The organism is Vibrio sp. vnigr-6D03, assembly GCF_002835515.1.
Taxonomy (GTDB): Bacteria; Pseudomonadota; Gammaproteobacteria; order Enterobacterales; family Vibrionaceae; genus Vibrio; species Vibrio penaeicida.
Genome location: NZ_PIZL01000024.1, coordinates 74,179 through 98,002, shown reverse-complemented (window position 1 = coordinate 98,002; position 23,824 = coordinate 74,179). Strand labels below are relative to the sequence as shown.

Here is a 23,824-nt window from a genome sequence, read left to right as displayed (position 1 = left end):
ACTCTTAAAAGAGAATTTAATTGAATTAATAAAGATAAAACCGACTATGTTTAAATCATTAAAAATATCGAATCCATTATTACAATTTCAAATAGTGAACATGCACCAATATCTCAATTTTGTAATAATAAATAAGTTCAAACAAAAAGGTTCATCTTGAATATTGACTGTATAATAAGAACAGAATGAAGAATTCATTCTCTAGTGTTTAAATTTACCCAACACAGAATGAATGTTTTCTAGTGATACTATTTCTTCGATGTACGCATCTGGGCGAATGAGTACCACTCGATTCTCATATGGAGAGTCATCTTCACAAGGCATACCTTGCGAGCCATTTTTGTGTAAGTGAAGCAGTTGTACAAAATCAGGCAACGCTTTTGGAGGCTCACATTCACCGACAATCAGTAGCGTAAACTTGGTGTAGTCCAAAAGGCTGTACAGGCGTGTATCAGCACCAGCATGATGAATACCGAAATCAAATACGCGCGAACCCACAAGCCCTTCTTCGCTATATCGAATTCCCATCCCTGTAATATTGCCTGCTCGCTTCTCGACAATCTTTACGTAGTCTTGTGCGTGTGTACCCGTTTCAGAATACTTAGTAGAGCGCACCAACTCCCCTGAACTGTCAATCACACTTCTTGCCACAGGTTGTCGCTCGTCTTCATACGCTTTCAATAGGCTTTCGTCAGCATCATGGTTGACCACCATATTAAGCTTCCACATTAAGTTAAATGCATCCGCAAGACCGGTATTAAGCCCCTGCCCCCCGTTTACAGAATGAATATGGCTTGCGTCGCCAGCAAGGAAAACTCTGTCTTGTACAAAGAAATTTTCAGCTACCGACTCTTTAACGGAGAACTGCGAGAACCACTCCACTTCTTTGAAACTCAACGTATGTGGGTGCATTGCCCGATTGATTTTTTCGATGGCTTCTTCCATGGTAAAATCTTGGGTATCCATACGGATGTAGAATCGGTCAATATCCCCCTCTCTTGGGATCCAAGCCACGTCGGACGTTTCGGCTTGAAAGACAATAATTTCAGGCACTTTCGGGAAATCGGTATCCAAAATCCCATCGATAACCGCCCACACAATTTGTGGTCTGATGATTTCGAAAGGCACATCGAAAAAGCGACGTACGTAAGATTGTGAACCATCAGCACCAATGAGGTATCGAGACTGAATAGTGTCACCGTTTGTGAGTGTGGTTAGGCACCCTTGCTCGTTAAGCTCGATATTTTCTACCGACGTTGAACGCAATACGTCGTTGCCAGAAGCCTTGAGTTTTCCGTCCAATAATTGCTCAACAAAGGATTGGCCAAGCATTAGAAAGTGTTTGTGAAAACACCCTTCCAGTTCCTCCCACCATGAAGACTGACGGGAAACAAACTCGCCATTCGCCCAAACCGAACTGGTATTGCACGGTTTTCCGAGTGGGTACAAGTCATCAAACAAATCTACAGTTTCGAGTAACTGCAGAGTTCGCGCATTCAGCGCATCAGCTCGCCCAACTTCTAAAGGACCTTGTGATTTATCAAGCACTATAGTGCTCAATCCACAACGTTGCCCAAGGTAGCTACACATAAGCCCCACGGGACCCGCTCCAATAACTAAGATATCGGTGGTTTGATCTGCTGCTGTATGTTTCGTCATTTATAAGACTCCAAGCTTGGATTGTCATACGGAGGGTTGCTCAAAACTTGCACACGTCGAATGTGGCGAGGCGATTGAGAAATAAAGCCTTCACGGCCATGCAAAAGATTAAAGTTATCGGTAATGACGATGTCGCTAGTTTGCCATTCGTGCGCGTAAAAATTATCTGGGTTGTATAGCGCTTGTCGTAGTGTTTGGTGGAAGTATTCCACTTCCTCTGGGGCGATACCGGTAAATTGAGTGTTTGGCGGGTTTAGTAAGTCGCCTCGTTCTTCGAAATGAGGCTCGTTATAGCGAATGACATCGTGGTTATGTAGGGGATGTTTGGTAATAATTGGGGAAACGGTTTTGCTATTGTAAAACTCCATTTTTCTTTCATAGTTACCGACAACTTTCTTCCAAAATTCGACGTGTTCATCTGGAGCATTTTCCAATGCCATAATGGTGTTGGTGAACGTTGTCCTTCCCCCCTGCCCGGGCTTCGGTGCTTTTACGCATTGAAAGATTTGATATTCAGGTACTTGCGGTCGGTACATACCATCCCAATGCATGGGCATATAGCTGCTATCAAATATGTGGTCGCCGGGATCGTCTTTTTGAACCAAATCGAGTACTTTTCCGAATGGCCAAATGCTGATTTCACCCCAGTTTTCACAATAGTCAGCAAAATCGTCAGACGCTTCAAAATTATCAAAGCCTCGAAGCAAAACCAATTGCTTCTGGCGGAACAAATCTCGCAGCTTTTCAATATCTAACTCTTTTACGCTGGTCTGATTATTTATAGGTTCAACAAGTACGCCAAATGGCTCAAGGTGGCTTATCTTATAATTCATAACATATTACCTTTTTCGGTAGATTCTGATTCTCGGTATATTTAAACGGCGAAAAATACCATCAGACAATTAAATTAAATAAATTAGTGATATATGAATATTTACAAAAGTCTAAAATTAAGAGCATTGACATTGCTGAATTCATTTTAATACTCCCGAGATTCAGGAAGTAAGATCTCAATATTTAAATTAAATATGAAGTTTGTTGTTATATTTTTGTATTTGTATAAACCAAATGTATTTATTTGAATCTAAATACCAAACTCATTATTTGCGCAAATTCAGATTTTGACTAGATAACAAAATAAGAACCCAAAGTTACTAATAAGGGAACAATCATGTTGAATGAATTAAAACGAATCGCAATATTCAACAAAGTCGTAGAATGCGGCTCTTTTACAATGGCTGGTGAATCACTAGGGTTGGCAAAATCAAAAGTAAGCGAACAAATTACGTCGTTGGAATCGACACTCAATGTGCGACTGCTCCATCGCACAACGAGGAAAATCAACCTCACTACCGAAGGAACAACCTTCTATCAATACAGTAGCGGCTTACTCAAAGTCGCAGAGGAAGCATTTAGCTCGGTAAACCACCTTGCATCAGAGGTGTGTGGCACAATTCGCATAGGCACAACCATTGATGTAGGCGCTTTTTTGCTGAGCCCACTGATTGCGCAGTTTTCAGAACGTTACCCAAACGTTACCTTCGACATTCAACTGGACGACGGTGTGCAAGACCCTGTTGAGTCAAAGCTGGATTTGGTCATTAGAATTGGGGAACTCTCTGCGTCCTCTCTCGTTGGAAGAGTACTCGCCCCCTTTGAACTAGGGCTATATGCCAGTAATGCTTATCTTGAAGCCTCGCCCAGTATTAACTGCATTCGAGATATAGAGAAGCATCATTGGGTTTCGTTAACGCGATCCAACTTACCAAACGATGTCCTGACTCTCACTAACCTAGACGGTGAGCATCAGGAAATCAAAACCTATCCAAAGCATATTTGTAATGCCCCGCTGGGCTCGATGTCGTTGATTCAACAGGGGATGGGGATAGGGCTTATCGCAAACTTTTTGGCTGAGCAGGTTGATGACTCAAACCTGACGAGACTGTTTCCTAGCTACTTCCAAAAAGGTCCAACCATGAACATCCTTTATCCCAGCCGTAAGAATTTGGCCCCGCGAATAAGACTGTTCATTGATTACCTTATAGAAACTGTTCAGACATAGATGACAAAAAGCCAGCGAACGCTGGCTTTTAAATCTCATGCTTATTGTGTTTTAGGTTCTATCGACGACGACGCCACATACCCAAACCGAATAAAGCAAGTAAGCTTGCGAACCCAGCCGATGCGCCACTCATATTCAGATCAAGAACCGCAGGGTCATGATCCGAAGATCGGAAGTGATCTTGGTACTTAGGAAAATCACCTTTGAACTCATCGTTGTAGTCAAACAATTTCGATTCGCCACCATTGATGTGCCAATCTGTTGCGTCGACCACTTTCTTCTTCAAGCTCTTACTGATCAGTAGATGATCCAGCGCGCCCACTTCGTCATTAAACGAGTAGCTCCAGCTGTTTGGATGCTTCATTTCAACCGCGCTGATGTAGCCATAGTTATGGTTAATCACCGCACCGTTGTCACCAAACTGCTCACTGTCACCAATGAAGGTGTTGCGCGCGCCTTTGATCTCTTTGCCGTATTTCTCTTGAGAGTAATCCGTTAACACCAGCAATGGATCTTCTTTGCCGTAGGCATTGAGATCGCCAAGAATCACTTTGTGACCTTTGATCTCGTCTAACGCATCACCAAGTGCAACCGCTGCCGCAACTCGGAACGCTTCACAAGAGCCCTGTTTGTCTGGATCTGCACCACCTTGACCACCTTGGTCTACAGGAGCGGCATCTTCCCAACATTTCGACCCTTTCGATTTGAAGTGGTTAACCGCAACGGTGATCTTGTGCTTGGTGCCTTTCACTTTGAATGTTGGCGCTAAACTATCACGTTGGTAATTCTTACCGTCTTCAATCACTTTTCCATCGTCATCCAATACTTCTGGTGCCACCTGGCGAGGCATTGGAATAACACGCGTTTTCTTCAGTTTCACTTTCGAACTGCGATAAATTACACCGGTTGTAATGGCATCTGTACCGACTGAGTCCATTTCGTCAGTCATACCATCAGCATTCGAATCAACAGATACAAACTTGTAACGCTTGCGTTTTTTGTCGATGTTTTCATTCAGCTTTTCAACAAGCTGACGAATCGCTGCACCTTGACCAAAACCGTTATTTTCGATTTCCATCAATCCGATAATATCGGCATCCAATCGCAAGATAGCATCCACGATTTTCGCTTCTTGAATATCAAATTCACCTTGGTTGCTCGCACCACGGTTATTACCATGCTGATTCGAGTCGCCACCAAATGGTGAATTGAAATAGTTCAAAACGTTGAACGTTGCGATACGTAAATCACCACCGCGTTCAAGAGTGGGTTTCTCTGTGCGCGGGTCGTTGTGAACAAAGTTGTCGTTGGTTAACGAATTGGTTGCGATTAGGCGATAATCACCAAAACTGTAGGCAATCACGCCTTCAAGACCGATAACGGTATCGTCAATACGGATGTAATCTTCGGTTGAACCGTCTTGGTCTGCGTCAGTGCGACCAAAGTCTGGGTAGTATGGAATCACACCATTAGGGGCTTTGGCATCAGATTCAACGTACAAGCGGCGTTGCGCATTCTCTTCCGATTGTGCTTTAGCGCCATCAGAACCCGCTGCGTTATTTTGGTTTGGCTGCGTATTTGGGCGACCCTGTGCCAAAACCATGTTGTTTCGACGAGCAGCATAATCAAATCCGAATGTACGCGTCACACGCATATCGAGATCTTGTGAGGTTTTCACCAACATGCCTTCATAGCGCTCAAGAGTTTCATCAAAATTGGCGTCGCTATCTGCAATCTGGATCTCAGTGGCACTCGGCACAGAAGATTCGTCTTGTTTAACGTACTTCCCACCTTCAACTTTTAGCTGAGTGTGATTGTAAAATTCTTGAACCTTACCTCTGGCACAAACAACATCACCAGGTTGAAGTGCAATACTGCTCTCGCCCGTATGAACGAACAAACCTTCTGATGTGTTCGGATTATTGTCGTCTGATTCTGCCTGTAGATAGAAGCCTTTCGTTAGTCCCGTCGTTACTGCACTCACAACACCTCGAACGAAGTATTCGTCCTCTGTAATGTATGGGTAACCACTAATGAAAGGAGAAGTTTCGCCTTCACCTTGAATGTCTTGAATAGACGTAAAGTTTGGCGCTTGTCCATCAACCGTACAGTTGAATGCGACGGGTGGTGTACCACCGTCTAATTCACCCAATCCATCAATGTTGTCTTTTCCAAGTACTGTCCATTGGCTGGCTTGATAGGTTGATGATGGTGTCATGCTATCGGAGTTGCGGACCAGCGTTTTGTCTTTTGCAAAGTCCACATCCCCCATCACACCAATAATGTCATGAATTGAGTCATCTGAATTAAGTAAGGCAATCGGATCATCGCCATTGAAATTCGCGACCGAGCTGTTTTCATCAGTTACAGCTTGAATAGCGGCGCTTGCACTAGCGTGAGAAATCACAAGTACATCTTTTGCAGCAATCACTTTTCCACTTAGGGAAAGCCTGCTTCCCCAAGTACCACCGCCATTTGTCGATTTCGCAAGCTGAAAGCCATCGAGGCTTACCGCGGCATCACTGGTGTTCGCAATTTCGATAGCCTTATTAAAGCTACCACCTTCAACATACTGGGAGAGCACAATATCCGCAGCCGCAGGCGCAGCAAAAGCCCCGCTGACAGCAAGCGCGAGTATTGTCCGTGTTAATTTGGTTTCCATTGTCCACCTCTTGTCACTAAGGATGTGTCGACCGCTTTCATCCGTAGCAGTTCTATATCACAAATTTGGAATGTCACCGGATCAGGTAACGTGCGAAGTGTTCACTTTTTATGTAACTGACAAAAGCATTCACACACTCAATCGAGAGGTCAATCGCACTGCTAGAGTTAATATTTGAATCAAAGCCCAATTTTCAACAGAAACAGTAACTAGGGAATATGACAAGAAATGGAATAATTGATGAAGGTTATATTGAGCGTTAAAAGTAGAGGAATGAAAGGGTGGAAGATACAAAAAAACCCTTGGTGTCCACCAAGGGTTTTGAGTCATTCTTACAAACTTATTGGGTGTAACTTACATCACCCAATGACGCTAGAAAAAGCGATACGTGCTAGATAAATCTAGGCGCGCGAAACAAAGCCTACTGCGTCATATACTTTCTTCAGTGTAATGGCAGCGCGAGCAGAAGCTTTTTCTGCACCTTGCTTCATCACACTGTCCATGTAAGCACGGTCTTCTCGAATGCGTTTGTATTCAGACTGAATTGGCTCAAGCATTGCGACCAAGGCTTCACCCACGTCTTTTTTAAATGGTCCGTACATTTCAACGCCTTGGTACTTAGCTTCAATGTCTGCAAAACTCATACCCGTTGCCGCAGAATACAGCCCCATCAAGTTAGAAATACCAGCTTTCGTATCCCAATCATGGGCAATACGCGGTGGTGTTTCCGCATCCGTTTGCGCCTTGTTGATCTTCTTCAAGATGGATTTAGGCTCTTCCAGAAGAGTAATAACGTTCTTACGGTTATCGTCCGACTTAGACATTTTCTTCGTCGCATCTTGAAGGCTCATTACCCGTGCATTCACGGTAGGAATGTACGGTTCAGGTACTTGGAATATTGGCTGTTCAGGGCTGTATATATTATTAAAGCGCGTGGCGATATCACGTGCGAGTTCAAGATGCTGCTTTTGATCGTTACCCACTGGTACTTGGTGAGCACCATACAAAAGGATATCTGCCGCCATCAATACAGGGTACCCAAACAAACCAGCATTCACGTCGTTGGCATAACGCTGAGATTTGTCTTTGAATTGAGTCATGCGGCTCAGCTCGCCCATTTGCGTATAACAATTAAGAAGCCAACCCAATTGAGCATGCTCGGGTACATGTGACTGAACGAATAGCGTGCTCTTCTTCGGATCAACACCAACAGCCAGACAGATTGCTAACGCATCAAGTGTCGCTTCATGGAGTGCTTTCGGGTCTTGACGAACCGTAATCGCATGAAGATCTACTACGCAGTACTGACAATCGTAATCGTCTTGCATTTGTTGCCATTGACGTAGAGCACCCAAATAGTTACCGATACTTAGTTCACCTGACGGTTGAACACCACTCAATACGATGGGTTTGCTCATGGGGATGGTTTCCTTGCTCATTTCAAATAGGTCTAAATTAAGAAACGCACGCCCTTATGCGAAAAGGCGTGCGTCTAAGCAGTGTACTCATTAGCAAGTATTTTACTAGTGCAAACTGGGTATTTCGTTACGAATACTCGGCGACTGGCACAATATTCAAAATTTCAGCAATATTGTCTGCAACGAAATCTGGTTTCGCGTCTGAGATAGGTTCGCCATGGTTGTAACCATAAGTCAGTGCAAAGGAATGGCAACCTGCATTTTGAGCGGCTAGGATGTCGTTCTTTGAGTCACCGACCATCAACATTTCGTCGGCCTTAACGCCGTGCTTTTGCAGTAACCAATTGAGTGCAACCGGATCCGGTTTTTTCTCAGGGAAGGCATCGCCACCTAGCACATCGGAAAACAACTCAGACAATTGATGCTGTTCTAGCACTTCTGGGACAAATTTAGATGGCTTGTTTGTTACAAGTGCCAATGTATATCCCGCGGCTTTCAACTTCACCAGAGTATCACGCACGTTTGCGTACAAGTGGCTGAGCTTATGCCCACCCTTCTCGTAGTAATCATCGAACTTAATGCGTGCTTCCTGAATGATTTCCGGCGACAAATTTGAATCGATTTGAATACTTTGGGAAAGCGCTCGAGAAATCAAAACATCCGCCCCGTTGCCAACCCAATCCCTCACTTGTTCTTCACTCACTGAGGCAAACCCTAGCTCTTGAACTGCTTGATCAGCAGCAACGGCCAAATCTGGGACGCTATCTAGCAACGTTCCATCTAAATCAAAAGCAATGAGCTTGATTCCATTTAATGACATATTTTTCTCTATTCCTAAAAAAGTGATGCAGCGCTTAAGCACTGCATTCAATCTACGTTATCTGACCGCTTAACGGTTCACTTTGGAAAGCTCACCGCGCATTTCATCAATCACAGCCTTATAATCTGGCTTATCAAAAATGGCGCTTCCGGCAACAAACATATCCGCACCGGCTTCTGCGATTTCTCGGATATTTTCCACTTTCACGCCACCATCGACTTCAAGGCGAATATCGCGACCAGAAGCATCAATGCGTTTACGCACTTCGCGAAGCTTATCCAGTGTACTAGGAATGAAAGATTGACCACCAAAACCTGGGTTTACAGACATCAGCAAAATCATGTCAATTTTATCCATGATGTAATCCAGATGATGCAGCGGTGTGGCAGGGTTAAACACCACACCCGCTTTACAGCCGTGCTCTTTGATCAACTGTAGAGAGCGATCAACGTGATTGGTTGCTTCGACATGGAAAGTAATCATCGATGCGCCCGCTTTCGCGAAATCTGGAATGAGTCTGTCGACAGGTTCACACATCAAATGTACGTCGATTGGCGCGGTAATGCCGTAGTCGCGAAGCGCTTTACAAATTGGCGCACCAAACGTGAGGTTAGGCACATAATGGTTATCCATTACGTCGAAATGCACCACATCCGCACCAGCGGCAAGCACTTTTTCTACGTCTTCGCCTAAGCGCGCAAAATCAGCAGAAAGGATAGATGGGGCGATGAGAAAGTCTGTCATACCTGACCTCAATATTGGAAATTCGAGTAACTATTGCTCGTAATTTTACATAAGCATCTTCCTAAATCCTAGTGATTTGAAAAACGTTGACACTTTGCCTAGTAAAACTAAGGTCGAATTAAACTGAGTTATGTCAAATAACCATTCGTTTTAGGATCAATTTCATATTGGACAATATATAAATGCAGTATCATAAGAATTCAATATTGCATAGAGGGTTTACATATGAGCAATTGCTCTTGTTGCGGTAAGAAGCTGAACTATTCACTTAGAACACCTGACGGGCTCTTTAAATCTTGTCCAAGATGCTCAAGCACGAACGGGGAATTTCACGTATTCCTACCTTACCCTGAAAATTTCGGAACTTCAGGTGCTAGAGTAAGTGATGCAAATCCGGATGGAATCCAAAGTCACTGTATTGATTGTCGAAAACTGAGTAAAAAAGAAGATTCAAAAGTTTACGATAGATATAGCACTTGCGACCAATTTGAAACTTAATATATAGCATGATCTCAAAGAGGCGTTTTAAGTCTATTATTAAAATGCCTGTGAGCTGCATCAGATGTATCTGTTCCTAAATAAAACCTATCCAAGTTTTTGGCAGCTACTAGAGTTGTCCCTGAACCAAAGAATGGGTCGATAACAACATCCTCTCGTTCAGAACTTTGTGAAATAAGCAGCTCAACAAGATCCAATGGTTTTTCAGTTGGGTATCCTCTCCATACTCTTTTGTATTCTAATACATCCGGCACACCGAGATCTTTCAGCTTACGTTTACCTTTCTCAAAGAAAAGAATGAACTCATATCTTGCTCTGTAATGATATCCCATTCCTATCGCACGTTTGTCCCAAACTATTGGTTTCCAAAATTTAAACCCTACTTGCTCTGCAATAGGTTTCAAGTAAAACATAGTTTCTTGGTCACAGAATAAATAAAAATGAGAGTTGTTTTTCAAGACTCGAAATAACTCTTTCAAAAACTCTTCAAATCTATAATTTGGAAAGATTTCAAACCACTCATTACTTGAGCCTTTACTCTTCTTAAGTCTCGTTGTAGTTCCAATTTTCCGATGCTTCTCAAGAGATTCATATGGTGGGTCTGTCACGACAAGGTCAACAGAATTAGATGGTAGGCTTTTCAGCCAGCTCACCGCATCAAGCGTAAAAACCGTGTTAAAAGGTGCTGGCATCTTGCCTCTATTTCTTACTATCATATAAGGCTAAAATTTCATTCACCTTTCGTCTATTAGCACCTTTGCTACTTATAAATCTATTTACCTCAATCCTGGTTTTCTTGGAAGCACGAGCATACCATTCCCGTGTTAGATTGGTATCGTGGTTAGATATAAGAACAGGGATGCTCCGTTTAAATGCAGCATCTTCTGCACATTTAGCAAGACTAACCTGCTCATCTATGCCGAAGCCATTACCTGCATATGAAGTGAAGCTAGCTGTGGCTGAAAGTGGAGCATATGGAGGATCACAATAAACAACACTATCTACTGTTGCCTTTTTAATTGTATCTTCGAAATTTAAAACTTCAAAATCTGCTTTTTTTGCTTTATTTGCAAAAAATTCAAGTTCTGACTCTGGGAAATACGGTCTCTTATATCGACCAAAGGGAACATTGAAACCTCCCTTCTTGTTATACCTACATAAACCGTTGTATCCAAATCTATTTAAGTACAAAAAAATAACAGACCGTCTAAACTTGTCATCTGTTTGATTGAATTCATCTCTAAAAGCGTAATATGCCTCAGGCTGATTGTGCTCAGGCGTAAACATACGCTTGGCCTCTTCGATGTACTTTTCAGGCTCTTCTTTGAGAAGATTATACAAGTTGATGAGATCAGGATTGATGTCTGCCAACAGGTAGTGATCGTAATCGGAATTGAGAAAAACGGAGCCCGCACCAACGAAAGGCTCTATCAGTTTTCGAGCAGGAGGAAGATGGCGCTGGATGTCTTCCACCAAGCCATACTTACCACCAGCCCACTTTAGAAAGGCACGTTGTTTCTTCATCGACCGTTCAATTCCAACTACTCAAAATAAGGCTGCGGAATGTAACATATTTTGCAGCAAACCTCAGCGTTATTTCCCACGTTCAATCTCTCTCTGAACTTGAACCATGGATTTTGCCCAAGGTCCTAAAGCTTGAACGTCAGCAGACAATTCAGAAACGGCATCACGTGCTTGTTGAATGGTTGGAAAATCTTTGTAGGTGACGATAAACCACTCAATGCCATTTCGAACCGTGGGATAAATGCGAACACTTTCTTGAATTTGGTGTAAGTCGATAAAATCTTGTACTTCCTCTTTGGAAGTCAGTGCTGCAAGTTGAAGTGTGTAGTTCCTAGAAGACACCGCAGACAATTCATCTCTCGCATAAGAAAAAGTAAGCGCTTTAGGGGCTGACTCTTCACTTACAGCCTCAGTTTCGACTGGCGGTTGTTGGCTGAGTTCTTCATTGGCAATCGCATCAGTTTTCGCGTCTTCAATTGCATCATCGATAACAGTAACGGTTTGCGGTGGTCTTTCATCTTGCAGCAACGCATCCACAACGTCAGACGGAACCACAACGCGTTTTCCGGCATCGCTTTGCCCAACCTCTGCAGTTTGGTCGGTTACTTGCGGAGGCAGAGCAGCAAAATCATCGTTGCTGTCGCTACCAGCATTTGAACCGTTATCGGCGGTAACATCATCTAGATTGACCCCAGACACAAGCTCGTCACCTGAACCGCTCGAAACGCTGTCGCCTTCTAACGCCAGGCTTTGTGAGGGCTCATTTTCGTTTTCAGCATTAATGCCATCAAGTAAATTCGGCTGACTTAAGTACCACCAGTATCCACCACCTATAAGCAATAGCAGCAGCAATACGACGATAGCAATTCGAATAGGTGATTCAATCACCGAGCGGATGATGACTCTTCTTTCCACTTTTTTATTTCCTAATTCCATTAGCTGCCCCGGTAGTCGCTGTGTTTTTGCGATAGATTTACGAACTTTCTTCTTTGCGTCTTCGCCAACGGTATAGCGAATCACTAACGCTTCAGTAAATGCGATGGCTTCTTCTGAACTGAGTGGTTCTATTTCGAAATCGATAGGTTTGGTTTCTTGACCATAGCTAATGCGAGTCAAAATGTGCTCTAGGCTATCCCCTTTCGAAAAAAGCACTACATTCACTGACCATTTAGGATGATTCTGAGCTTCGATGACCAGCATCCACAACTCGGCGAGCAAGTCTTCACTTAATAGTTCAGCATCGTCCACGACAAACACGACATCGCATGCTTCATCGCCGACTAAGCGAGAAAAGCTGTCGATGATTGTATCGTGTTCATTAAATAGGGGATCGGACACTATCTGATTGAGCATCATTGCACGTTGCTGCTCATCAGATTGTGTGGGAAAACAGAGAAGGAGGGATTGGTTCTTTTCAGATGCCCAAGCCTCAAGATAGCGCTGAGCAAGCCAGGTTTTTCCTGAGCCTGAATTACCCGTGATATTGATTAAGTTGGAGCCAAAACGAGTCAGGAGCTGCACTCTGTCAAGCAGCTCCGTCTGTGTTTCTATTTCCAGTACTCGCATTTCATGAGCAAGACTCATTGACGCCACCTTTGGTAATCGGCAGGCGTATTACTCACTTACTCGACATGCGTCGATCGCCTGCTCAATAACATGATTTGGAACATCTGATACAACCTTAGACGTTCCGATACCCGTAGGCAGCACCAAACGGAGCTTGCCCGAAAGTACTTTTTTATCACGCATCATGTGTTTGATAAAGTCTTCGAAACTCATACTGTTAGGCGTATGCACTGGCAAACGGGATTTCTTAAGTATAGATAGGATTCGTTCAAACTGTTGCTGATCAATCATTCCCTGCAATAACGCCGTTTTTGCAGCCATTACAGTACCGGATGAAACCGCCTCTCCGTGAAGCCAGTTTCCATACCCCATTTCCGCTTCAATAGCGTGTCCGAATGTATGTCCAAGGTTCAGCAGTGCGCGAATGCCGGACTCTTTCTCGTCCTGAGCAACAACATCAGCTTTTATCTGACAACAACGGGCAATGGCGTACGTCAGAGCTTCTTCATCCAACGCGTACAATCGCTCCAAGTTATCTTCAAGCCACGCGAAAAACTCGCCATCGTATATGATGCCGTATTTAATAACTTCAGCGATGCCTGCTGCAAACTCGCGCTCAGGCAAAGATTTCAAGCAATCAGTATCAATTACTACAGACTGGGGCTGATAGAACGCGCCAATCATGTTTTTACCAAGCGGGTGGTTTACTCCTGTCTTTCCACCGACAGAAGAATCCACCTGAGACAGCAATGTAGTCGGAATTTGGATGAAGTCGACACCGCGCTGATAACTCGCTGCCGCGAATCCGACCAAATCACCAATTACACCACCACCTAGAGCAACGACCGTCACATCACGTCCGTAATTGCCCTCAAGCAAAAACGTCATGATGGTGTTGAACGTGTCTAGATTTTTGTATTGCTCTCCATCAGGTAGCTCAAGCAACTTGGCTTCATGACCAAGAGACTCAAGCTTACTAACGATGGTATCCGCATAAAGAGGAGCCACTGTTACGTTACTGATAACAACAACTTTCTTTGAAGATATGTTAGAAAAGTACGCCGAGTCTTTGAATAACTCGGCACCAATAGATATTGGGTAGCTACGCTCACCAAGATCGACCGTAATCCGTTCCATGGTTTGCTCTCCGAAATTGAACTTAACGTTCTTCTAGCATTTTTACGATTTGGTTGGCTACTACTTTTGCACTTTGATCATCGGTACGTACTACGTAATCGGCAACTTCTTCATATAAACCGTTACGCTCTCCAGCCAGAGACTCAAGTACATTTCGAGGATTATCAGTTTGCAGCAGAGGACGCTTTTTATCGCGATTCGTGCGTGCTAGCTGTTTTTCGATTGTGGTTTCTAGATACACAACCACACCGCGAGCCGATAGACGGTTGCGGTTTTCTTTACTTTTGACTGAGCCGCCACCTGTCGCCAGAACAATACCTTGTTGCTCCGTTAGATCATTGATGACCGCTTCTTCGCGTTGGCGGAAGCCATCTTCACCTTCCACATCAAACACCCAAGCTATATCAGCGCCTGTGCGCTCTTCGATAACCGTGTCAGAATCAACAAACTCCATATGAAGTTGCTGAGCTAGGTGTCTACCAATTGTACTTTTGCCGGCGCCCATTGGGCCAACAAGAAAAATGTTACGTTTTTCAGCCATGTTAAGCAGTAATTTACAACGTTAATTCAATGACATCGCCTTGAAGTAAGCCAGATTGGCACTATATGAAAGCCTTCAAGGCACCTTTTCCTCACAGATAAATTCGTGATCAGACCCAAAATTATCTCAATTATGATGCCTTGAATGCAACCTTATTTTTTGTCGATGATTGAGAATCTGACCAAACACTACTGTAGAACCACTTTCGGCGTAATGAAAATCAGCAATTCGCTTTTCCCTAAATTTTCGTAACTTCGACGGAAAAGTGCGCCTAATAGGGGTAAATCACCCAAAAGTGGCACCTTATCGACGGTATTTGTCACACTTTGTTGATAGATTCCTCCCAGAACAACTGTTTCACCGTTATCTACTAAAACTTGAGTACCAATTCTCTGAGTTTCAATAGCAAGGGCTTCGCCGTTCCCTGTTTTTACGACTTTGCCGGGTCTATCCTGCGTTACACTCAGGTCCAGCACTAATTTGTTGTCTGGCGTAATCTGAGGCGTTACTTTCAAGCTCAATACCGCTTTTCGGAATGACACTGTCGTCGCACCACTAGAAGAAGCTTCAAGATATGGAATTTCGGTGCCCTGCTCAATATAAGCCGGTTTTTTATTGGTCGTAATCAGCCTTGGGCTGGAAATGATTTCCGCTTTATTTTCTGTTTGGAGCGCAGAGAGTTCCAGATCCAACAAGGTGTCAGTCCCAAGTTTTGCCACCTGAAACGCAATACTTGCCGCATTTTTATTTGTTGCGCCTAAATTAACCGCAAGGAAGTCATCAATGGTTGAACTGCCGCCTCCGCCTTCACCTTCTCCACCTGAATCACCACCAGAGCCACCGCCTGCTTGGTAAAGCCCAACGGTTGCAAGATTGTTTTCTATGCTCCCGCCAACAGTATTGGTTCCACTGGTCGAGCTAAAGCCCCAACGAACTCCTAGCTCCTCAATTTCCCCTTCTGTTATGGTGACAATACGCGCTTCAATTTGAACTTGTTTAACAGGAATATCTAACGACTCGACAATGTCTTCAACAACGGCGATGTTTTCAGGCAAATCACGTACTAACAAAGCATTTGTACGTTCGTCTATCGAAATACTTCCGCGCTCAGAAAGCATCGATACTTCACCGTGCCCGCCAATCATATCGGCAATATCAGACGCCTTGGCGAACTTTACTTCAATAATTTTTGACTCCAACGAGCCCAGTTCTTGTGCCAAACGCTCCTGTTCGAGATCTTGTTGCTCTCGGCTATCAAACTCTTCTTTAGGGGCAACCAAAATCACGTTACCTTCAACGCGTTTGTCCAACCCCTTCACTTTCAAAATGATGTCGAGAACTTGCTGCCAAGGGACATCATCGACCTTTAATGTGAGATTGCCGGATACTGAATCTGACACAACAAGGTTGAACTCGTTGTAGTCCGCTATGAGCTGCAATACGCTTCGAACTGGGATGTCTTGAAAGTTGATCGAAATAAGCTTGCCGTCTTTTTCAAGAATACTGGCTTGTTCAGGCTCATCTTTTGGTTTGGCGGAAACCGTGACCTCAAGAAAGCGATCACGTAATCGATAATCATAATTGTAGGCGGCGTTTGTCGTGGCAAATAGTCGGGTATTTGAACCTTCTCTAAACACTTCGACACTTTCGACATTAGTAGAAAAGTCGGCTACATCTACAACAAATAGCTTTTCATCTTCTACGCTGGTTTCATGCAAGGAGATGTTCAAGCCATCGGGCATTGGCTGAATATCCACAGCCGCTGCGTTAGACGCCAATTCAATCACCAACAGTGCATGCTTGTCTTTATTGAGTCTAAAATCAATTCCTACAAATTCATTGGATTGAGCAGATGCTCCAGTCGCAACAAATAACCCTATAAAGATAAGCAAAGCACGACGATACATCTGCGTCATATTGACTTTTTCCCTTTTAATCTTAAATCCTAAAATTTATTTCAATGCGAGCTTCACGTTACGCTGCTGCCAACACCCAAGCCCATCAGGTAATGTTTCCTGAATCGTCAGATGCTTTGGAGTAATATTGATTACCTTGCCATTGTTTAAACCAAGGTAATGTCCCTGTTTTACCTTGACGACATGACCATCAGGGACTTGAATAATGCCCGACACCTTTTTGCCACTCCCCATGACCCCTTTTAATTTGAGTTGAGTGAGAGCAAACCTTTCTAATTTCCCATTCTTCCTTCGGGAGGCTGGTTGCCAACAGTCTTTAACCAAAGATGGTTGGGTTTCAACAACCGCAATTTTAGGTAAAGCAAAAGGAACACGAGCCGTTACTGGCACATATTCACTAGCCTTAAACGACTGCTCTGCTTGCAGCTTAGATACTTGCGTAGACGCGTTGGCTTGTGTCTTTAAAATAAAATCCTGAAGTGGTTCGTGGTTGGCACGACAACCGCTTAAAGCTGCAATTGCGACCAGCGCCATCAGCGGCTTATTCATCACTCACCTCCGGTTTAAACTGATATGTATATGCCCTTACCCTAAAGTGCAGTGTGCTGCTTTCCTGGCTCACTCTCTGCCAATCAACATCATCAAAATTTATGATTCGAGGTAAGTTAGCGATTGCCGCAGAAAATTCGCCAATATTTTGGTAAGTCCCTGTCAGTTCAATGTTTAGAGGCAATCGATATAAGAATTCCTGATTTTGCTTTTCACCCCAGTCAATACGGGTAAACGTTAGCCCATGTTGAATGCCTAACTCATTGACCGACGCAAGCATACTTGCCAACTCTTTCTGTTCCGGTAACTGCTTTAACAAGTAGTCATAGCGGCTGTTGAGTTCATCTAATTGTTCTTCCAATTTAGGCAATGCGGCTACTTTATTGGTTTTGATGATCAGCGTGCTTTTCAGGGTTTGTTCTTTTTGGCGCAGCTGCTCCAGCTCTTCATTCATTGGCGCGAGATAAAACCAGCTGCCCAGCGCCTGTATCAAAAGAAAAAGAAGCCCAAACACCAAAAGTTGCGCTGGAAGTGGCCATTCTGGCAAGTCTTCAAAATCAAGGTCTTGCCAATCAATCATGATTTTTCATCCTTTTGAGGCGCAAATACAAACGACACTTTGAATGTCTTAAACACTTTGCCAAACAACTTCTTCCCCGACACAATTGAATGCATTTCCACGTCAGCGAGTTTGGCTGAACGCTCCAATAGATCGAGCATGGTCGTGATATTGGCTGTACTGTCACTGATGCCGTTAATTTCTACTTCAAAATCGTTCATCTCAATTTTGTCGACGAAGACGCCAGGTGGAATGGCATCAGGTAACAGAGACATAAAATCGGTTGTTTTATTGCGTTTTATTTGCAGCGCTTCGACCGAGCGCAACCGAGTTAGGATAGATTCATGCTGATCGCGAACTTGGCTTAGCCCACGTAGTTGCTGGTCAAGATAAGAAATATGTCGAGTCAGTTCGGCATTGCGCTCTTCTTGCATACTTTTCTGCTGGGAAAAATACACACCAGTGCCCCACTGCACGCCAGCGGCAACCAAAATCGCAGCAGCGAGATAAGAAAAGAACTGCCGACGGTATTTAGCACGCAGCTCGTCGCGCCAAGGCAATAAGTTGATGCTATGCATGGTGATTTCCTTTTAGCCACTCAACACCGCTAATCGCCAACCCCATTGCCACGCCATAAGCGGCAAAATCCGACAGTTGCTTAACCGACTGCTTAGTGCCATTTTCAACTAACCCAAACGGATTTAGTGGCGAGGTTTCGAGCCGAAGTTCTTTACTAAGCATGTCAGCAATACCCACCAAATTAGCCCCACCGCCGCTCAACCAAATACCATCGATGTTTTGTTGGGGGTTTACGGAGTTGTATAAACTGACGTGTCTTTGTAGCTTTTCACCCAGATCTTTGACAAAACTCTGAGTGACGGAGTCGCTACTCAGAGTCATGGCATCAGACATTGCTTGTGACTGCGCAACGTTTTGAGTACCAAATGGGATTTCTTTATAGAAAGGCGTTCTGCCTGCTGCGACAGTACACAAAGATGTTTGATTTAAACCGATATCCACCAGCATCCACTGCCTTCTATCAGGATGAACTTGGCTAGCCAAACGCCATACTTTCAACAAGCTATTGGCATGAACATCAATCGTCAAAGGCTTAAAACCGGCTTTCGTTAATGCGGTAACACGAGAGTCGACCACCTCTTTGCGCGTCGCATAAACTTGGAAGGTGGAAGTCGAGCTGCGAGTCGTGACTTTTTGGTCCACTTCAATAAAGTCGAGGCTTAATTCTTCGAGTGGGATCGGTGATTGTTGACCAAACGCTTGATGGACAGCGAACTCCTGCTCTCTCCCATCCATATCTTGTTCAATTTGAAGTACTTTGCTGATAACTGCCTTATCGGGTACGGAAACTGCGACTTGATGACTAAAAAGAGGTAAGCCCTTTTTAAGTTCTTTGAGTTTCTTTACAATCTTCTGATAATCGAGGGTATGGTTTTCAGAGAAAATATCTTCGGGTACATTAAGCTCATTATAACCAACCAATTGCATTAGCTCGCCGATAGGCTTCATTGCGACAGCTTTAATACTGTGATGACCGAAATCGATGCCAATTACTAAAGATCTACCCATGGCGATTTGGCTCCTAAAAGAGTGTTACACTCGGCAAGTTGGAAAAACGAGTTGTTTAAGACATATCCAAAAAATAATCCTGACGTTTTAGCGCAGTAACAGAAGATATGTAACCAGATAGCCAAATTAAACAGGGATTCTCCGGTGAAGTTCATAAAGCATTTGTTAATATTTTCATTGGTTTGCACCATTTTGGGAGTGACCACAATTATTGGGTTTTACTTTTATGTAAAGCCTGAGCTCCCTGATGTTGCAACACTAAAAGACGTAGAACTGCAAACGCCGATGCAGGTATACAGTCAAGATGGAAAGCTGATCTCACAATTTGGTGAAAAGCGTCGAGTACCCGTTGCACACGACGACATCCCTCAAGAGCTTATTGATGCACTGATTGCAACCGAAGATAGCCGTTTTTTCGACCACCCCGGTATTGATCCAATTGGTATCGTTCGTGCGGCTATTGTTGTTGCAACAACAGGTTCAGCGAAACAAGGGGCAAGTACAATTACCCAGCAGTTAGCGAGAAACTTCTTTCTGACTAACGAAAAAAAGATCATGCGGAAAATCAAAGAGATTTTTATCGCAATCCACATTGAGCAGCTTCTGACGAAAGAAGAAATTCTAGAGCTGTACATCAACAAAATTTTTCTTGGCTATCGTTCTTATGGATTTGGGGCCGCTGCTCAAGTCTATTTCGGTAAAGAATTAAGCGACTTATCTTTAAGTGAACTTGCGACTTTGGCTGGAATGCCAAAAGCCCCGTCGAGCATTAACCCAATTCGCTCCGTAGAACGCGCTACCAAACGTCGAAATGTCGTACTGATGCGTATGCTTGATGAAAAGTACATCACTCAAGAACAGTACGATTCCGCTCGTTCAGAAACCATTGTGGCAAAATACCACGGCGCGGAAATTGAACTCAGTGCGCCTTATGCCGCTGAAATCGCACGCTCTTGGGCATTAGAAAACTACGGTGAAGATGCGTATACATCAGGTATGAAAATCTACACAACCGTGAACTCCAAGCTGCAACAAGCTGCTAATGAAGCCACTATCAATAATTTGTTGGGCTACGATGAGAGACACGGTTATCGCGGCGCAGAAGAAGAGCTTTGGGCTACAGGTGAAGTGCCTTGGACTGAGGATAAAATGCGCAAACACCTACGCACAGTGCCAACTTACGGAAAGCTCATCCCCGCCATCGTTACTGAAGTCGGAGAGAAATCCGCCAAGATTTACATTAAGAACCAAAATTTCTCATCTCTCGATTGGGATGCGATGAAATGGGCCCGTAAATTTAAAAGTGACAAACGCCAAGGTAGCGCACCTAAAAAAGCGTCGGAGATTTTATCCGTCGGAGATCAAATTTGGGTGCGTAAGCTTTCGCTTCCAGCAAGTGATGACAAACTAGAGCAACAGTGGGCATGGAAACTTGCTCAAGTGCCAGACGCCAATACCGCATTTGTCGCAATGAATCCAAATGATGGTGCCGTTGTGTCATTGGTTGGCGGTTTCAACTTTGTTCACAGTAAGTTTAATCGCGCCACTCAATCTGTCCGTCAAGTCGGTTCGAGCATAAAGCCGTTCATTTACGCCGCCGCCATCGATAAAGGCATGACACTGGCGAGTTTGATTAACGACGCCCCCGTCAATAAATGGGACAAGAGCCAAGGCACCGCGTGGCGCCCGAAAAATTCGCCACCGACATATACTGGTCCTACTCGTATGCGCATTGGACTCGCTCAGTCAAAGAATGTCATGGCTGTACGAATATTACGTCAAGTTGGATTGGACGAATCGATTGACTACCTTACTCGATTTGGTTTCGAAAAAGACCAGCTTCCTCGCTCTGAAACTATCGCGTTGGGTGCAGGTAGTTTAACTCCAGTGAAAATGGCTCAGGGCTATTCTGTTTTCGCGAATGGCGGTTATTTTGTTGAGCCTTACTACATAAGCCGTGTGGAAGATGCGTTTGGTAGGCCTATATTGGAAGCCAATCCAAAGGTGGTTTGCCACAAAGATTGCCAAGCCCAAAAGAGCAACGAGTTTGAAGAGCAGGATGTCGATTCTCCCTACGCGCCTCAAGTTATTTCAGAACAAACCGCCTTCTTAATGCGCGAGATGATGTACAGCAACGTATGGGGGGGTGGCAACTGGCGTAAAGGCACGGGTTGGAATGGTACTGGTTGGCGCGCTAAGAAATTGGGGCGTCGTGACATAGGTGGAAAAACAGGAACAACCAACGACTCTAAAGACGCATGGTACAACGGTTACGCACCGGGAATGGTGGCTATTGCATGGGTCGGTTTTGACAACCACCAAAGAGAGCTCGGTCGCAGTGTGGTAAACCCGAACTTAGGTAAAGACCAAATTACCGGAGCAGAAGCCGGAGCGAAAACGGCACAGCCAGCTTGGGTAAACTTTATGAAAGTCGCACTAGAAGATGTCCCTGCGGTACGTAAAAAGTTACCTACGGGCATCATTCGAACCCGTATTGATGCAGAATCAGGGCTGCTTACCAACAAATCTGACGATTCAACCATGTTTGAATACTTCAGACGAGGAACGGAGCCAAGAGAGTATGCTCACGATCCTATAAGCGAAGCCATATACAGCGAGGACGGTGAAGAGCTGTTTTAACCACATGAATTAGCTCCAACAATTTCTAATTCTGTATCAAAAAAGGCGCATCAGCGCCTTTTTTTATTTCCAACTAACTGCCTATTCTCGCTTTATACAAGCTCTGAAATACTCTCAGCCAGCTGTTCAAAACGGTTTCGAAGCGGAGAACCCGGTCGATAAACCAACACAATACGTCGGCTTGGTTGAGGATTACTGGCACGCACGTAGCACACTCCATCACGCTTCTTCTCAGCGGGAACCGACAATGCAGGTAGCAGAGTAATACCACCACCAGCAGCAACCATATTACGCAGCGTTTCAAGACTGGTCGCTTTAAAGCGTTCATCATCACGCGCACCCGCAGCAAAACAAAACCCTAACGCTTGATCCCGTAAGCAATGCCCATCACCTAACGCAAGAACCGTCTTACCATTCAGTTCAAGCATGTCTATTTCATCGCGTTCTGCCCATTCGTGATCACAAGGCACAGCAACGCTCATGGGTTCGTTGTATAGATCCAACTCTTTAAAGGGCTCAGTCTCTGCAACCGAAGCCAGCACCAAACAATCTAACCGTCCCTCTTCAAGCTGCCTAACGAGCTGATGGGTTTGCGCTTCATGCAAAAACAATTCTAAATCAGGGAACTGCTCCTTAAGCTGTGGAATGATTTTAGGGAGTAAATAAGGACCAACCGTAGGAATAAACCCGATGTGCAAAGGACCACTCATCTCTTTGCCCTGCAAGGTTGCCATATCTGTAAATAACTTCACTTCACCCAGGATTCTCTTCGCTTGATCCACAAGCTGTAAACCCGACTCGGTAAACAAGACTCTGCGGCTACTGCGCTCTAAAAGCGCGGTCCCTAATTCATCCTCCAACTTGCGAATTTGACCACTCAACGTGGGCTGGCTAACAAAACACGCTTCTGCAGCTTTGCGAAAGTGTTTGTGCTCAGCGAGAGACACTAGGTATTCGAAATCACGAATGTTCATCTTTCCACCCTAAAATAGAAATTATCTATCAATACCATAACAATAAACGATTGGAGCTATCAACCCGATCGTTGAATAATGGACTCAACAAAACGAAACAGGCTGAATAAACAAAAGCCAGCTACGCTGATTAAGGTCGGCTACACATAAGAATTCAAAAATCCAAAGAGGAAACCAACATGTTCGCATCAAAAGAAGGTCAAACTGTACCACAGGTCACTTTTCCGACTCGCCAAGGTGATGCTTGGGTAAACGTGACATCGGATGACCTTTTCAAAGACAAGACCGTTATCGTGTTCAGCTTACCTGGTGCATTTACACCAACATGTTCATCAAGCCACCTACCGCGCTACAACGAACTGTTCTCAGTATTCAAAGAACACGGTGTTGATGAAATCGTCTGTATGTCTGTGAATGACACTTTTGTTATGAATGCTTGGAAAGAAGACCAAGAAGCAGACCATATTTCTTTCATCCCAGATGGAAATGGTGAATTTACTGATGGAATGGGCATGTTAGTCGACAAAAATGACATCGGTTTTGGTAAACGTTCATGGCGCTACAGCATGCTGGTGAAGAATGGCGTTGTTGAGAAAATGTTTGTTGAACCAAACGAGCCGGGCGACCCGTTCAAGGTTTCGGATGCAGACACGATGCTTGGTTACATCGCTCCGGATTACAAAACTCAGGAATCTATTACCGTATTCTCAAAACCAGGTTGCCCTTTCTGTGCGAAAGCGAAACAAAATCTGATTGATCACGGTCTTCAATATGAAGAAGTTATTCTGGGTAAAGATGCAACAACCGTGAGCTTAAGAGCTATCACCGGTCGTGCAACGGTTCCACAAGTATTCATTGGTGGTAAACACATTGGTGGCAGTGAAGAATTAGAAAGCTTTCTTCTTAAGTAATCCAAAGTAACGACGTATTCCTGAAAATTAAGCCCGAGGAAACTCGGGCTTTTCATT

At 44.2% G+C, this 23,824-nt stretch carries 20 protein-coding genes; 3 read left to right on the top strand and 17 right to left on the bottom strand.

Annotated elements, in window-relative coordinates; genetic code table 11:
* Window positions 1-201 precede the first annotated feature (201 nt).
* Both CW749_RS20050 and CW749_RS20045 read right to left on the bottom strand, forming a co-directional pair.
* Entirely contained in the window at window positions 202-1,659 is a 1,458-nt protein-coding gene (locus CW749_RS20050; RefSeq protein WP_101114108.1) for an FAD-binding protein, read from the bottom strand.
* Entirely contained in the window at window positions 1,656-2,492 is an 837-nt protein-coding gene (locus CW749_RS20045; RefSeq protein ID WP_101114106.1) for a TauD/TfdA family dioxygenase, read from the bottom strand. The genes CW749_RS20050 and CW749_RS20045 overlap by 4 nt, the downstream gene beginning before the upstream one ends.
* A 338-nt stretch (window positions 2,493-2,830) precedes the next feature.
* On the opposite strand from CW749_RS20045, the gene CW749_RS20040 reads away from it, so the two are divergent.
* The gene (locus CW749_RS20040) at window positions 2,831-3,721 is read left to right on the top strand and encodes a LysR family transcriptional regulator (protein ID WP_101114104.1); all 891 of its coding nucleotides are present in this window, start codon (window positions 2,831-2,833) and stop codon (window positions 3,719-3,721) included.
* A 58-nt stretch (window positions 3,722-3,779) separates the two neighbouring features.
* On the opposite strand, the gene CW749_RS20035 is transcribed toward CW749_RS20040, so the two are convergent.
* The 14 genes from CW749_RS20035 to pilM form a co-directional block, all read right to left on the bottom strand.
* On the bottom strand, window positions 3,780-6,383 hold the full coding sequence (locus CW749_RS20035; RefSeq protein WP_101114102.1) for an ExeM/NucH family extracellular endonuclease: 2,604 nt from the start codon (window positions 6,381-6,383) through the stop codon (window positions 3,780-3,782).
* A 401-nt stretch (window positions 6,384-6,784) separates the two neighbouring features.
* Window positions 6,785-7,801 (bottom strand): tryptophan--tRNA ligase, encoded by a 1,017-nt coding sequence (gene trpS / locus CW749_RS20030; protein WP_101114100.1) that lies wholly within the window; start codon window positions 7,799-7,801, stop codon window positions 6,785-6,787.
* A gap of 127 nt (window positions 7,802-7,928) precedes the next feature.
* Window positions 7,929-8,621 carry a phosphoglycolate phosphatase gene (locus CW749_RS20025; protein WP_101114098.1) on the bottom strand — a complete coding sequence of 231 codons (693 nt, stop codon included), beginning with the start codon at window positions 8,619-8,621 and terminating at the stop codon, window positions 7,929-7,931.
* Between the two features lie 69 nt (window positions 8,622-8,690).
* Window positions 8,691-9,365, bottom strand: coding sequence for a ribulose-phosphate 3-epimerase (rpe, locus tag CW749_RS20020; RefSeq protein ID WP_101114096.1), 675 nt, complete (start codon window positions 9,363-9,365; stop codon window positions 8,691-8,693).
* 512 nt (window positions 9,366-9,877) lie between these two features.
* Complete coding sequence (locus CW749_RS20010; RefSeq protein WP_101114093.1) at window positions 9,878-10,555, bottom strand: site-specific DNA-methyltransferase; 678 nt, start codon at window positions 10,553-10,555, stop codon at window positions 9,878-9,880.
* Window positions 10,556-10,562: 7 nt separating this feature from the next.
* Window positions 10,563-11,387: a Dam family site-specific DNA-(adenine-N6)-methyltransferase gene (locus CW749_RS20005; protein WP_101114091.1), complete on the bottom strand. Its 825-nt coding sequence runs from the start codon at window positions 11,385-11,387 to the stop codon at window positions 10,563-10,565.
* Between the two features lie 69 nt (window positions 11,388-11,456).
* Window positions 11,457-12,971: an AAA family ATPase gene (locus tag CW749_RS20000; protein ID WP_101114089.1), complete on the bottom strand. Its 1,515-nt coding sequence runs from the start codon at window positions 12,969-12,971 to the stop codon at window positions 11,457-11,459.
* A 30-nt stretch (window positions 12,972-13,001) separates the two neighbouring features.
* Window positions 13,002-14,090 carry a 3-dehydroquinate synthase gene (aroB, locus tag CW749_RS19995; RefSeq protein WP_101114087.1) on the bottom strand — a complete coding sequence of 363 codons (1,089 nt, stop codon included), beginning with the start codon at window positions 14,088-14,090 and terminating at the stop codon, window positions 13,002-13,004.
* Window positions 14,091-14,112: 22 nt separating this feature from the next.
* Complete coding sequence (gene aroK / locus CW749_RS19990) at window positions 14,113-14,631, bottom strand: shikimate kinase AroK (RefSeq protein WP_101114086.1); 519 nt, start codon at window positions 14,629-14,631, stop codon at window positions 14,113-14,115.
* A 188-nt stretch (window positions 14,632-14,819) separates the two neighbouring features.
* Window positions 14,820-16,547: a type IV pilus secretin PilQ family protein gene (locus tag CW749_RS19985; RefSeq protein WP_101114084.1), complete on the bottom strand. Its 1,728-nt coding sequence runs from the start codon at window positions 16,545-16,547 to the stop codon at window positions 14,820-14,822.
* A 36-nt stretch (window positions 16,548-16,583) separates the two neighbouring features.
* A complete protein-coding gene (locus CW749_RS19980) occupies window positions 16,584-17,096 on the bottom strand; it encodes a pilus assembly protein PilP (protein ID WP_101114082.1) in 513 nt (170 codons plus the stop codon).
* Window positions 17,089-17,676 carry a type 4a pilus biogenesis protein PilO gene (gene pilO / locus CW749_RS19975; protein WP_101114080.1) on the bottom strand — a complete coding sequence of 196 codons (588 nt, stop codon included), beginning with the start codon at window positions 17,674-17,676 and terminating at the stop codon, window positions 17,089-17,091. Before pilO ends, CW749_RS19980 begins: the two co-directional genes overlap by 8 nt.
* Window positions 17,673-18,233 (bottom strand): PilN domain-containing protein, encoded by a 561-nt coding sequence (locus tag CW749_RS19970; RefSeq protein ID WP_101114078.1) that lies wholly within the window; start codon window positions 18,231-18,233, stop codon window positions 17,673-17,675. Before CW749_RS19970 ends, pilO begins: the two co-directional genes overlap by 4 nt.
* The gene (gene pilM / locus CW749_RS19965) at window positions 18,226-19,242 is read right to left on the bottom strand and encodes a type IV pilus assembly protein PilM (protein WP_101114076.1); all 1,017 of its coding nucleotides are present in this window, start codon (window positions 19,240-19,242) and stop codon (window positions 18,226-18,228) included. Before pilM ends, CW749_RS19970 begins: the two co-directional genes overlap by 8 nt.
* Window positions 19,243-19,386: 144 nt before the next feature.
* Here pilM and CW749_RS19960 point away from each other — a divergent pair, with 144 nt between their 5' ends.
* Window positions 19,387-21,882: a PBP1A family penicillin-binding protein gene (locus CW749_RS19960; protein WP_101114075.1), complete on the top strand. Its 2,496-nt coding sequence runs from the start codon at window positions 19,387-19,389 to the stop codon at window positions 21,880-21,882.
* A 92-nt stretch (window positions 21,883-21,974) separates the two neighbouring features.
* Here CW749_RS19960 and oxyR read toward each other — a convergent pair whose 3' ends face one another.
* Entirely contained in the window at window positions 21,975-22,856 is an 882-nt protein-coding gene (gene oxyR, locus CW749_RS19955; protein WP_101114073.1) for a DNA-binding transcriptional regulator OxyR, read from the bottom strand.
* 179 nt (window positions 22,857-23,035) lie between these two features.
* Between oxyR and CW749_RS19950 the strand changes: the two genes are divergently transcribed.
* Window positions 23,036-23,767, top strand: coding sequence for a glutathione peroxidase (locus CW749_RS19950; RefSeq protein WP_101114071.1), 732 nt, complete (start codon window positions 23,036-23,038; stop codon window positions 23,765-23,767).
* Window positions 23,768-23,824: the final 57 nt, after the last annotated feature.